This window comes from Streptomyces ureilyticus (assembly GCF_011045025.1).
Taxonomy (GTDB): Bacteria; Actinomycetota; Actinomycetes; order Streptomycetales; family Streptomycetaceae; genus Streptomyces; species Streptomyces ureilyticus.
The window spans coordinates 1-13,278 of record NZ_JAAKZX010000048.1; the positions used below are offsets into that span (position 1 = coordinate 1).

Annotated in this window: 8 protein-coding genes; all 8 read left to right on the forward strand. The window is 70.9% G+C overall.

Translation table 11 applies throughout. The features are described from left to right. The first annotated feature begins 53 nt into the window (after positions 1–53). Positions 54–1,532 (forward strand): sugar transferase, encoded by a 1,479-nt coding sequence (locus G6048_RS17420; protein ID WP_165340460.1) that lies wholly within the window; start codon positions 54–56, stop codon positions 1,530–1,532. Positions 1,533–1,635: 103 nt separating this feature from the next. Next, on the forward strand, positions 1,636–2,961 hold the full coding sequence (locus G6048_RS17425; RefSeq protein ID WP_165340461.1) for a nucleotide sugar dehydrogenase: 1,326 nt from the start codon (positions 1,636–1,638) through the stop codon (positions 2,959–2,961). Continuing rightward, entirely contained in the window at positions 2,951–4,258 is a 1,308-nt protein-coding gene (locus tag G6048_RS17430) for a glycosyltransferase family 4 protein (RefSeq protein WP_165340462.1), read from the forward strand. The genes G6048_RS17425 and G6048_RS17430 overlap by 11 nt, the downstream gene beginning before the upstream one ends. Continuing rightward, positions 4,255–5,622, forward strand: coding sequence for a Wzz/FepE/Etk N-terminal domain-containing protein (locus tag G6048_RS17435; protein ID WP_165340463.1), 1,368 nt, complete (start codon positions 4,255–4,257; stop codon positions 5,620–5,622). The genes G6048_RS17430 and G6048_RS17435 overlap by 4 nt, the downstream gene beginning before the upstream one ends. Next, entirely contained in the window at positions 5,619–7,172 is a 1,554-nt protein-coding gene (locus tag G6048_RS17440) for a Wzz/FepE/Etk N-terminal domain-containing protein (RefSeq protein ID WP_165340464.1), read from the forward strand. The genes G6048_RS17435 and G6048_RS17440 overlap by 4 nt, the downstream gene beginning before the upstream one ends. A 3-nt stretch (positions 7,173–7,175) precedes the next feature. Then, positions 7,176–9,122, forward strand: a complete 1,947-nt coding sequence (gene asnB / locus G6048_RS17445) for an asparagine synthase (glutamine-hydrolyzing) (protein ID WP_165340465.1) — start codon at positions 7,176–7,178, stop codon at positions 9,120–9,122. Positions 9,123–9,139: 17 nt separating this feature from the next. Next, entirely contained in the window at positions 9,140–11,326 is a 2,187-nt protein-coding gene (locus G6048_RS17450; protein WP_165340466.1) for a bi-domain-containing oxidoreductase, read from the forward strand. Then, complete coding sequence (locus G6048_RS17455) at positions 11,323–13,275, forward strand: heparinase II/III family protein (protein WP_165340467.1); 1,953 nt, start codon at positions 11,323–11,325, stop codon at positions 13,273–13,275. Before G6048_RS17450 ends, G6048_RS17455 begins: the two co-directional genes overlap by 4 nt. Positions 13,276–13,278: the final 3 nt, after the last annotated feature.

Genomic DNA, 13,278 nt, shown 5'->3' on the forward strand with positions numbered 1-13,278 from the left:
TAAGAGACAGGTGTTAGGCGATCACGTCGTACCACTGGGGACCGGGGGGTTCTGTGCGGCAGGGGGGAATAGTCGACCCTTTTTCGTCAGCGCGCGGGGGTCTGGCGAACGGGGCCATCAGCCGGCCCGCGATCGACTGGGAGCAGCGGTACCGCCGTACCGTGATCACCAGCGACACCGTGGCCACCGCCTTTGTGGTGGCAGCGATCGGCAACTTCTTCGGGGTCCGGGACGCGGCCAACTGGCACGAGAAATGGGGAATTCTCGCATTCGGCACCGAACTGCTGGTGCTGGGTGCGCTTGCGGTGGGCCGGGCGTGGACTCCGGCCGTGCTCGGTCAGGGCGCCGAGGAATTCCGCCGGCTCGGACGCTCACTGTTCGCGGCGACCGTCGTACTGGCGCTCGGCGGGATCGCCCTCACCTCGCGCAACATCAAGCTTTGGATCTTCGTCGCGATCCCCGCCATCGCGCTCGTCACCATGACCGCGCGATATCTGCTCCGCCTCCGGCTGCACAAACAGCGCAAGGATGGACGGTGCCTGAGACCGGTGCTCGCTGCCGGGAGCCCGGACACCGTGCGCGACCTGATCACCCGAACCCGCAAGTTCCCGCACATCGGCTGGCGGGTGGAGGCGGTGTGCACGACGGACGGTCGCGGGCTCGACGGTGACCACCTGGATGGAGTGCGGGTCGTCGGCCGACTGGCGGACGTCGCCAAGCACGTCCGACACGACGGCTACCGGGTCGTCGCGGTCACACCGGACCCGTACTGGACACCGCACCGGCTGCAACGGCTGGCCTGGAACCTCGAAGGCAGCGATACGGAGATGGTCGTGGCCCCGGTGCTGATGGAGGTGGCCGGCCCGCGGCTGCACGTCGACGCCGTGCTCGGGATCCCGCTGCTGCGGGTCAGCATGCCGACCTTCACCGGGGGCCGCAGGGCGATCAAGGGGGTCGTCGACCGGGTAGGCGCAACGATTCTGCTGGTGCTGTTCGCGCCGCTGATGGTGCTCGTCGGGCTGCTCGTGCTGGTGGACAGCCGGGGCGGGGTGTTCTACCGCCAGCGCAGGGTCGGCAAGGGCGGCCGCGAGTTCACCATTCTCAAGTTCCGCACCATGGTCGCCGGGGCCCACGGGGCACGTGCCGAGCTGGCCGACTGCAACGAGGGCGCAGGCCTGCTGTTCAAGCTCCGCCGGGATCCGCGGGTGACCCGGGTGGGAGCAGTGCTGCGCCGTTACTCGATCGACGAGCTCCCGCAGCTTTTCAACGTACTCACCGGATCGATGTCGCTCGTCGGACCGCGGCCTCCGCTGCCGGAGGAGACCGCTGCGTACGGTCCGGACATCCGGCGGCGGCTGCTGGTCAAGCCCGGACTCACCGGTCTGTGGCAGATCAGTGGACGTAGCGACCTGCCGTGGGAGGAGGCGGTCCGCCTCGACCTGCGGTACGTGGAGGACTGGTCGCTCGCCCTGGACACAGTGATCTTGTGGAAGACGCTGCGCGCGGTGTTCTACGGCCAGGGGGCCTACTGATGCGCGAGGGCCGTCGTCCGGCCGACGCGCGGACCGCAGGCCGCAAGGGTCTGCTTTGGGGGACCGCAGGCCACAAGGGTCTGCCTGGGGGGAGAGACGGGTCATGAGAGTCAGCGTTTTCGGGCTCGGCTACGTGGGCTGTGTGTCGGCCGCGTGCCTGGCCAGCATGGGTCACGAGGTCATCGGGGTGGACGTGAACCAGGTGAAGGTCGACCTGGTCAACGACGGCAAGGCCCCGGTGGTCGAGGAGCGGATCGGCGAGCTCATCGCCGACGTCGTGCGGACCGGAGCCTTAAGCGCCACCGACGACGTCCGCGAGGCGATCATGGGCAGCGAGGTGTCGCTGGTGTGCGTGGGCACGCCGTCGGAGCCCAACGGCAGCCTGTGCACCACGTACTTGGAGCGGGTCACCGAGCAGATCGGTGCCGCGCTGGCCGAGGGGGCCAAGCAGGGGGGCCGGCACACCGTCGTATTCCGCAGCACCATGCTCCCGGGGACCTGCCTGAACCTGCTGGTACCGATCCTGGAGAAGTACGTCGGCGGCACCGCCGGGGTAGACATCGGGGTCGCGGTCAACCCGGAGTTCCTGCGCGAGGGCACGAGCGTGCGGGACTTCTTCGACCCGCCCAAGACCGTCATCGGCGAGCTGGACCCGGCAAGCGGCGATGCGGTGATGGCGCTGTACGACGGCCTGCCCGGCGAGGTGTTCCGGGTGCCGGTCCCGACGGCCGAGGCGATCAAGTACGCGGACAACGCGTTCCACGGCCTCAAGATCGGCTTCGCGAACGAACTGGGCGCGGTGTGCCAGGCGCTCGGGGTGGACTCACACCAGGTGATGGATGTGTTCCTGGCCGACCGCAAGCTGAACATCAGCCCCGCCTACCTGCGGCCCGGCTTCGCCTTCGGCGGCTCCTGCCTGCCCAAGGACCTGCGCAGCCTGGTCCACGCGGCGCAGCGGGCCGACGTCTCGGTGCCCATCCTCTCCCACGTACTGCCCTCCAACTCCGACCATCTGCAGCGCGCGGTGGAGCTGGTCGAGCGCACCGGCAAGCGTCGTGTGGGCCTGTTCGGGCTGTCCTTCAAACCCGGCACCGACGACCTCCGCGAGAGCCCACTCGTCGAGCTGGCGGAGAGGCTCTTCGGCAAGGGGTACGACCTGCGGATCTACGACCCGAACGTGAACCTGTCCCGGCTGCTCGGCGCGAACCGCGAGTACATCGAAACCCGGCTGCCGCACCTCGCGCAGCTGCTCGCGGAGTCCGTCGACGAGGTGCTCGAGCACGCCGAGGTGTGCCTGGTCGGGACCAGGGATCCGGCCGTCCTTTCGGCGCTGCCCCATGGTGACGGCCCGGTGATCGTCGACCTCATCCACCTTCCCGACGCCGAAGCGCGCCGGGCCGAACCGGGGTACGTGGGCCTTGCTTGGTGACACATCGTTTGATGACGCATCGCTTGATGACCACGCCGCCGGCGACCGGCCGGGCCGGCGCGCGCTGATCCTGGTGGAGAACCTGTCGGTGCCGTTCGACCGGCGGGTGTGGCAGGAGTGCACGACGCTGCGCGACGCGGGCTGGGAGGTGCACGTCATCTGTCCCCGGGGGGAAAAGCGGGACACGGAGCCGGAGGCGGTGATCGACGGGGTGCGGATCCTCCGCTACCCGTTGCGTGCGGCCACCGGAGGACCGGCCGGCTACCTGCGGGAGTACGGATCGGCGTTGTGGCATACGGCCCGGCTGGCCCGCAAGGTCGGCCCGGTCGACGTGGTCCACGCCTGCAACCCGCCCGACCTGCTGTTCCTGCCGGCGCTGTGGCTGAAGCGGCGCGGGGCGCGGTTCGTCTTCGACCAGCACGATCTGGTACCCGAGCTGTACCTCTCCCGGTTCGACCGGGGCGAAGATCTGCTCTACCGCGCCGTGTGCGCGCTGGAACGGCGGACCTACCGGGCCGCGGACATCGTGCTCGCCACGAACGAGAGCTACCGGGACGTCGCGATACGCCGTGGCGGTCAACGCCCTGAGGACGTATTCGTGGTGCGCAGCGCGCCCCAGACCGACCGGTTCCAACCGGTGCCGCCCGAGCCGGAGTTGAAGCGCGGCAAGCCTCATCTGCTGTGCTACCTCGGGGTCATGGGCCCCCAAGACGGCGTCGACTACGCCCTGCGGGCCCTCGCGAAGCTGCGCGACGAGTTCGGACGGACCGACTGGCATGCGGTGTTCGTCGGCGCCGGCGACGCCTTCGACGCGATGGTGGAGCTGTCCCGGCAGCTCGGGCTCTCGGAGCAGGTGCAGTTCACCGGGCGCATCCCGGACGCCGACCTGGTGCGCTACCTGTCGACCGCGGACGTATGCCTGTCCCCAGACCCGCGCAATCCGCTCAACGACGTGTCGACCATGAACAAGGTCCTGGAGTACATGGCGATGGGCCGGCCGCTCGTCTCGTTCGACCTGAAGGAGGCGCGCGTCTCCGCCGGTGACGCCGCCGTCTACGCGCCCGCCAACGACGAGGCCGAATTCGCGGGGCTCATCGCGCTGTTGCTGGACGATCCGGAGCAGCGGGCTCGGATGGGCAAGATCGGCCAGGAGCGGATCAGCGGGCCGCTCTCCTGGCGGAACTCGCAAGCGTCGCTGCTCGCCGCCTACGCCGCCGCCTGCCGTGACCACACTCCGGTGCCGGCGAGCGACCCGGTCCGCACAGGGAAGAGCACAGGGAAGAGGCCGCGCCGTTGAGTGAAGACACGATCCGCCTGGTCACGATCGGGCGGATTCTCCGACGGCGGTGGCGGCTTCTCGCCACCCTCGCCGTGGTGGGCGCGCTCGTCGGCTACGGCGCCTCGGTGGTGTTCCCGCCGCGGTACACGACCTCGGCATCGGTACTGCTGCCGGGGCAGTGGGAAGAACGCGAGCTGCTGACTCAGGTGGACGTCGCGACCAGTTCGACGGTGGTCGACCGCGCGGCCGCCCAGCTCGGCTGGCCCGGCGTCAGCGGCGCCGAGCTGCGGGATCGAGTGAGCGCCAAGGCCGCCGACGGGAACATCATCAAGATCTCGGGTACGGCCGAAACCCCGGAGCGCGCGCAGCGGCTCTCCGACCAGGTGGCCAAGGAATTCGTCACATTCGCCGCACGGATCGCAGGCGGCAGTACCGACCCCGAAGCGGCCACGGCGCCCGAGACGCTGCGGAAGAAGGTGGAGGAGACCAACCGCCGCATCACCGACCTGGCCGAGGCCGCGGATCCGGGGCAGACCGTGGAGAGCGTGCAGGCCCGCACCGCGCTCGAGAGGCTGCGGACCTCGCTGGAGGAGGCCATGGAGAAGCTGGACCAGGCCGACCCGGCGAACACCGTGGCCGGCCTCGTCGTCATGGGACCGGCGACCCGGCCGGCCGGCGAGGCGCCGCCGACGAGGATCCATCTCATCGTCGCCGGGGCACTGCTGTTCTTCCTGTTCGCGGTCATCGGCCATCTGGTCGCCGCACGGATGAATCGCCGGCTGCGCACCGAACCGGAGATCGCCGCGGCGCTGGGCTCGGCACTGCTCGGCACCGTCGACGTACCTGATGAACCACGCGCGCACCGGCCGCAGGACCGTGGCCCACGGGCCTCGATCCGCCGACTCCTCGGCATCGATACCCGGTGGGACATACCGGCCCCGCAGAGGTCGGTGGACGAGGCCGGCAGGCGGATCCGCTACCGGCGGGTGTGCGCTCGTATCCGTGCCCAACTGCCTGCCCCTTGGCGGCTGTTGGTTGTCATTCCGGACGGCGACGAGATCGCCCGCCGGGCCGCCGATCAGCTCGTCGCCGAGGCCGAGGGCGATCCGCTGCTGCGGGTGGTGGAGGTCTCGGTGGACCGGCCGATGGTGCCGGACCGCGACACCGAGTCCGGTGCCCTGGTCGTCCTCAGCGCGGGCAGCCGGACCGCACAGGAGCTCGCCGGCATCGCCGAGGCGTGTGCGGACGGCGGACATGAGGTCGTCGGCATCGTCGTCGCCGGCACGGTCCGGGCCCGTGAGACGCGGTCCGCAGGCCCTCCTCCGGACGACGCCACTCCCGCGCCCGCGCTTCGCGGCCACTCGACGGGAGGTTCAGCGTGACGACGAGCACGACTTCGGAGTCGTCGGCCGCCACTCCGCTCTTCGACCTGCAAGCGCTGGTGGTGGCGGTGCGCAGGCGCCGCCGCTTCTGGTGCGCCCTGGCACTCTTTGGGCTGCTGGTCGGCGCGGCGGTGGCGGTCCTGCTGCCGCCGCCGCCGAGCGCGATGACCAAGGTGCTCGTCGCGCACGCGGAGGACCAGCCGAACGACACCGGGACCCTGATCCGCACCGACGTCGAGGTGCTGGGGACCACGCGGATCGCCGACAAGGCCCTGCAGACCCTCAACTCCCCGGAGAAGCCGGAAGACTTCATGCGGGACTACCGGGGCACCGGCTTGACCAACAACCTGCTGCAGATCGATGTGACAGGTGACAGCGACGCGGAAGCGGTGGCCCGGGCCAAGGCGCTGGCCGACGCGTTCATCGCGGACCATGTGCGGCGGATGCGGGAAACCGCGAAGGCCGAGTCCAAGGCCCTGCTCGACCAGCGTGACCGCATGCGGGAAGAGCTCGCCCAGGTCAATGAGGACATCGGAGGCCGATCGCCGGAGAGCGACTCGCAGGAGTCGGCGAGCATCGAGACGCTCTTCGCCCGCCGGGCCGAGCTCAACTCGCGGATCGCCGACTTCGACCAGCGTGCCGCGGAGGCGCGCACCGGCACACCCAAGGTCGTCGCCGGCACACAGATCGTGGACGCCCCGCGCGCGGTGCGACACTCCCTGCCCAAGGCCGCTGCCACCAACTCCGCGATCGGGCTCGTCCTCGGACTCGTCCTCGGACTCGCCCTCGCCGCGGTCCGCACGGTGGTGGCGGACCGCCCCGTACTGCGTCGGGACATCGCGGCGAACCTGGGCGCCTCGGTCATCGCCGAGCTGCCCCGCCGGTCGGGCAAGCTGTGGCGGCGCCGACGGACCCGGGCGGCACGCGAACGGCTCACCGCCACCCTTGCCCGCACCGTGCGCGGCTCCGCGGAACCGGTGTCGCTGCTGGAACTGGGCTGTGCGCGCAGCACGAGCGTGCTCGCACTGGACCTCGCCAGGGCACTGGCGGCGGAGGGGCCCGTGGTCATCGTCGACGCGCTGCCCGGCCAGCGGCTCGCACGCCGCCGCCCGAAGCCGGGAGACCCGACCGTGGTCAGCGGCGAGCCTGCCGCGGGCGTGTCTCCTCAGGAGCGCCGGATCGGCGTCGGCTCGGTGGCGCCCGGCATGGCGTGGACCGACCTCCAGTACCTCGGCACTCAGACCGCGCTCGTCGTGCGTGCCGGGCACGGCAGCGCCGCATGGCTGCACACCGTGGCGCGGCAGCTCGCGGACCAGCACATTCCGGTGATCGGCGTGGTGCTGATCGACCCCGATCCGCGGGACCGGACCGACGGCACGCTGTGGGACGGGCTGCACACCGCGCTGCGCGGCCGCAGCGAGTGGTCGGCCCGGCAGAACGGTGGGGGCACCTCCCACGCCGTTCAGGCCGTGGGGGAGGGCGGGCTGCGGACGGAGCGGCTGTCGAGGCCGGCCGTACGAGTCCCGGACAACGACCAGGAGGCGCGGTAGGAGATGTGTGGCATCGCAGGCACCTACCGATGGCCCGACGGGAAGGTCGTGACCGACCGGCTCACCGACACCCTCGCCCACCGCGGTCCGGACGGGGCGGGCCGGTACGGCCACCCCGTCGGCGACGGCGAAGTACAGCTCGGACACCGCCGGCTGGCCATCATCGACCTGTCCGAGACCGGCGCCCAGCCGATGGTCTCGGACGGCCTCGCCCTGACGTACAACGGCGAGCTGTACAACGCGCCCGAGCTGCGTGCCGAGCTGGCAGCCGCCGGCGTGCGCTTCCGCGGTACCTCCGACACCGAGGTGTTACTGGAGGCCTGGCGGCGCTGGGGCACGGACTGCCTGCCCCGGCTGCGCGGCATGTTCGCGTTCGGGATCTTCGACGAGCGCACCGGTGAACTGGTGCTGGCCCGCGACCAGTTGGGCATCAAGCCGCTGTTCCTGCTCCGCCGCGGTGCGGGCCTGGTGTTCGCCTCCGAGCTCAAGGCGCTCGCCGCCGCGACCGGCGGATCACTGGAGGTGGACCACGCGGCACTGGTGGCCTCCCTGCTCTACTACTGGGTGCCGGACTCACGCTGCGCGTTCCGCGAGGCGGAGAAGCTGCCGCCGGGGAGCTGGATGAGGTGCCGGCCCGACGGCCGGGTGGAGCGCGGCCGGTACTGGCACCTGAAGGACGTCGCCGCCGAGGGCCGCGAGCGAGCCCGGAGCGGTGAGCGGCCGGACCTGGCCGCCATCGTCGAGGAGTCGACTCGGCAGCACCTGCTCTCCGACGTACCCGTGGCGACGTTCCTCTCCGGCGGCCTCGACTCCAGCTACCTGACCGCGCTGGCCGCCCGCCACCAACCCGGGATCTCCGCCTACACGATCGGATTCCGCGCCGAGGACGCCAAGTTCGAGGCCATGCCGGACGACCTGCGCTACGCCCGTCAGGTGGCGCAGCAGTTCGGCGTCGACCTGCACGAGATCGAGATCGCCCCGAACGTGCTCGACCTGCTGCCGCAGATGACGTACCACCTGGACGAGCCGATCGGCGACCCCGCAGCGATCAATACGTACCTGATCTGCTCGGCCGCCCGGGAGGCCGGGGTCAAGGTGATGCTCTCGGGGATGGGCGCCGACGAGCTGTTCGCCGGGTACCGCAAGCACCTGGCCAACCTGCTCGCGCTGCGCTACCAGCGCGTGCCCCGGCCCCTGAGGCGCGGGGTGTCCGCGGCCGTGGACCGGCTGCCGGTCGCCACGGCCCGCCGGGGGTACCGGTCGGTGCGCTTCGCGAAGCGGTTCCTCTCCTTCGCCGATCTGCCGGAGGAGACCGCGTTCCGGCGCAGCTACACCATGTACGACCAGGACGAGCTGCTCGCGCTGCTCGATCCGGACCTGGCCGGGACGGTCGACGACGTACTGACCGAGCACGCGGACACCTACGAGGACAACGACCTCGACGACTTCGTCAACCGCATGTGCCTGACCGACGCCCGGATGTTCCTGCCGGGCCTGAACCTCGCCTACACGGACCGGTCGAGCATGGCCGCGTCGACCGAGGTGCGGGTGCCGTACGTGGATGTCGAGGTGGTCAAGGCGGCGTTCGCCGTGCCCGGCGAGCGCAAGATCGCCGGACGGCAGGGCAAGGCCGTCCTCAAGGAGGCGGCCGTCTCGGTCCTGCCCCGGGAGATCGTGTACCGGCCCAAGGGCCTGTTCAGCGCCCCGCTGCGCGCCTGGATGAGCCGGGATCTGGCACCGCTGGTGCGCGAGGTGGTCAACGACGGCTTGCTCGTCCGTTCCGGGTTCCTGCGCCGCGACGCGCTGGCGCGGATGGTCGCCGAGGACGCCGCCGGACAGCGGGACTTCTCCAAGCATCTGTGGCATGTGCTCACCCTCGAGTACTGGTATCGCGACGCGACCTCTGGGTCCGGCTCTGGGTCCGGTCAGAGCACTCGGTCAACGGATTAGGAATCAGAGGAGTTCGGGTGAAACAGGTTGTACAGAACTACAAGAGCGGCGAGCTGGCGGTGCTCGACGTTCCGGTGCCGGGGTGCAAGCCGGGGGGTGTGCTGGTCCGCAGCGCCTACTCGCTGATCTCCACCGGGACCGAGCTCATGAAGGTGTCCGAGGCCGGCATGTCGATGCTGGGCAAGGCCCGCTCCCGCCCTGACCAGGTGGCCAAGGTCATGCAGAGCGTGGCCACCAACGGGGTGCCCGCCACCTACCGCAAGGTGATGGGCAAGCTGGACTCCTATACGCCGCTGGGCTACTCGCTGTGCGGGGTGGTCGAGCAGGTCGGCGCCGGCATCGACGATGTGAAGGTCGGCGATCTCGTGGCCTGCGCCGGCAACGAGCACGCGCTGCACGCCGAGCTGAACTGGGTGCCGAAGAACCTCTACGCCCCGGTGCCCGATGGCCTCGCCCCCCGGCACGCGGCCTTCGGCACCGTCGGGTCGATCGCGCTGCAGGGAGTCCGCCAAGGCGAACCGCAGCTCGGCGAAGTGGCCCTGGTCATCGGCCTCGGGCTGATCGGGCAGCTGGTGGTGCGGCTCCTCACCGCCTCGGGAGTCCGCGTCGTCGGCGTCGACCCCGACGCGGAGCGCTGCGAGCTGGCCGAGCGTCTGGGCGCCGCGGCCTGCGGCGATCCCTCGTCCGCGGCCGTGGAAGCCACCGTCGCCGAACTCACCGACGGTCACGGCGTGGACCAGGTGTACCTGGCCGCCGGCGGCGGCAGCAACCAACCCGTCGAGCTGGCCGCCAAGTTGAGCCGGGACCGCGGCCGGGTCATCGACATCGGCAAGTGCCGTCTGGACCTGCCGTGGAACGCGTACTACGAGAAGGAGCTCGACGTCCGGTTCTCCCGGTCGTACGGTCCCGGTCGCTACGACCCGGAGTACGAGCTCGAAGGACGCGACTACCCGATCGGCTACGTCCGCTGGACCGAGCGCCGCAACCTCGCGTGCTTCCTCGACCTCGTCGCCCGCGGCAGCGTCGACGTGGAGCCCCTGATCTCCCACGTCGCCGACTTCGACGACGCGGTCGAGACGTACCAGAGCCTGAAGGACGGCGACTTGAAGGCCGTGGCCGTGCTGTTCCGGTACCCCGAACAGGCGGTGGAAGCCGAGGCTCCCGCGGTGGCCGTTCCTCCGGTGAACGTGCAGCGGAGTCCGGCTCGCGCTGCCAAGGCGCCAGTGCGCCTTGCGTTCGTCGGCGCGGGGAACTACGCGACGTCGATGCTGCTGCCGCACCTGGCACAGCGCGATGGCGTCGAGTTGTCGACCGTCGTCACCACGACAGCGCTGTCCGCGGCCAACGCGCAACGGAAGTTCGGCTTCGCCGAGGCGACCACCGACCTCGACGCCGTGCTCGGCGACAAGTCCATCGACGCGGTGTTCGTGGTCACCCGGCACAGCTCGCACGCCGAACTGACCCGGAAGGCGCTGCTGGCCGGCAAGACCGTATTCGTGGAGAAGCCCCTGGCCCTCACCGAGGACGAGCTGACCGGCGTACTCGCGGCGGTGGAGGAGTCCGGCAACGACCGGCTGCAGGTCGGTTTCAACCGCCGCTTCGCGCCGCTGCTCCAGGAGGCCAGAAAGCGGTTCGGCACCCGGACGGGTCCGGCGAACCTCCGCTACCTGGTCAACGCGGGCCGACTGCAGCACGGCAGCTGGTACCTCCAACAGGGCAGTGAGGGCTCGCGGTTCGCCGGCGAGGGCGGGCACTTCATCGACACGGCGAGCTGGCTGCTCGAGGCCGACCCGGTCTCGGTGTACGCGGTCGCCACATCCGGCAACGAGGACCTGCAAGTCGTACTGCGTTACCCGGACGGGTCCACCGCCACCATCAGCTACGTCACCACCGGTCCGTCCGGCTTCCCCAAGGAGACGCTGGACCTGGTCGCGGACGGCAAGGCGTTGCGGCTCGACGACTTCGTCCGCGCCTCGCTGTATTCGGACGGCTCGGCCGACCGCAAGCGGTGGGTCAGCTCGCGGCTGCCCAAGGCCCGGGACAAGGGCCAGAACGCCGAACTGGCCGCGTTCATCAAGGCCGTGCGGACCGGCGGGCCGATGCCAGTGCCGCTGGAGTCGCTGGTCGCCACCACGGCGGCCACCCTCGCCGTGCAGACCGGCCTGGCCGGCGGCGTGCCGGTGACGTTGGCGAGGACGCGATGACGATGAGCGCGGGCTGGTACCTGCGCCGGCTGTCCCGGATGGGACCGCGGGAGATCGGCGGCCGGGCGGGCGACGCGGTGCGCAGGCGCCGGTGGCGGTCGGCGCGGCCGGACTGCCCGAGCGTGACCGGCGCCCGGTTCACCGCCGTACTGCCCGCCGGGACGATCGCCGCTGTGCCACCGGACGCCGCGAAACGTCTCGTCGCCGAGGCGGACCGGCTGATGTACGGGCACGTCGAGTACTTCGGGGTGGTCCGCGACGACCTGACCGACCCGGACTGGTGGTGCGACCCGAAGACCGGACGCCGGGCTCCGTGGGGCTACGCCTTCGACGTGCCGTACCGGAACGAGGACGCGGTCGGAGACATCAAGCAGATCTGGGAGCTCTCCCGGCACCAGTACCTCACCGTGCTCGCCGCCGCCTATGCGATCACCGGGAACGAGCGGTACGCCGAGCGCGTGGCCGAGCACCTGAGGTCGTGGTGGGCGGCCAATCCACCCCTGCGCGGAGTGCACTGGATCAGCGGCATCGAGCTGGGCATCCGGCTGCTGTCCTGGGTGTGGATCCGCCGGCTGCTCGACGGCTGGCCGGGCGCGGCCGGGCTGTTCGAGGACAACCAGGTGGCCCTGAAACAGATCTGGCACCACCAGCGCTGGCTGGCCGCCTTCCCCAGCCGGGGGTCTTCGGCGAACAACCACGTCATCGCCGAGGCAGCCGGGCAGTTCGCAGCGGCCTGCGCGTTCGGCTGGTTCCCCTCCTCGACGCGTTGGCGAGCCGACGCGCTGCGGTCGTTGGAGAGGCACCTGCTCAGCAACACCTTCGGCTCCGGCCTCAACCGCGAGCTGGCCACCGAATACCACGGGCTCGTACTGGAGTTGGGCCTGGCCGCGGTGGCCGAGGCGGATGCCGCCGACGTGCCGGTTCCCGCGTCGATCCGGCTGGTGCTGCTGCGCATGACCGACGCGCTCGCGGCCGTCGTGGACAGCCGCCTGCGGCCGCCGCGCCAGGGGGACGCGGACGACGGGCACGGCCTCATCCTCGACGGGCCGGGCACCGACCGCTGGGGCTCGCTGCTTGCCACCGGGGACGCCGCGTTCGGCCGGCGCGACTGGTGGCCGGCGGTGACCGGCACCGATGTACGCACCCCGCTGCTGACCGCGCTCATCAAACCCACTGAACCGACCGTGCCCCGACCGGCAAGCCGCCCCGCGCACTTCGCCGACGCGGGCATGACCATCCTTCGCGGCCCGGGAGAGATCTGGTGCCGCTGCGACGGCGGCCCGCACGGCTTCCTGTCCATCGCCGCGCACGCCCACGCGGACGCGCTGTCCGTGGAGGTCCGGCACGACGGGGTCGACGTGCTCGCCGACCCGGGGACGTACTGCTACCACGGGCAGCCCGAGTGGCGGCAGTACTTCCGGTCGACCCTCGGCCACAACACCCTGCAGCTGGACGGCGATGACCAGTCCGTCTCCGGCGGCCCGTTCCTGTGGACCCGGCATGCCCACAGCCGCGTCCTGGTCGTGGACACATCAGGCGAGGATGTGGCCCGCTGGTGCGCCGAACACGACGGCTACCGGGGCTCCGTGCACCGCCGTCGGGTGGAACTGACTACCGCGAGCCAGGAGTTGAGAGTCGTCGACGAGGTCCGCGGCCAACACAGCCCGCGCCGGGCCGTACAACTGGCGTTCCACCTCGGCCCGGCGATCACCGCGGACCTGACGGGCGACCGTGCAGCGCTCACCTGGACCCGGGACGGCGAGGACCGTTCCGCGGTGCTCGGCCTGCCCGCGCAGCTGTTTTGGCGGGCGCACCGTGGCGAGACCGACCCGCCGCTGGGCTGGTACTCCGCCGGCTTCGGGCGCAAGGAACCCTCGACAACGCTGGTCGGCACCGGATTCGCCGACGGCGTGGAGGACTTCACCACCGTGCTCAGGTTCCACAGCTAGGGA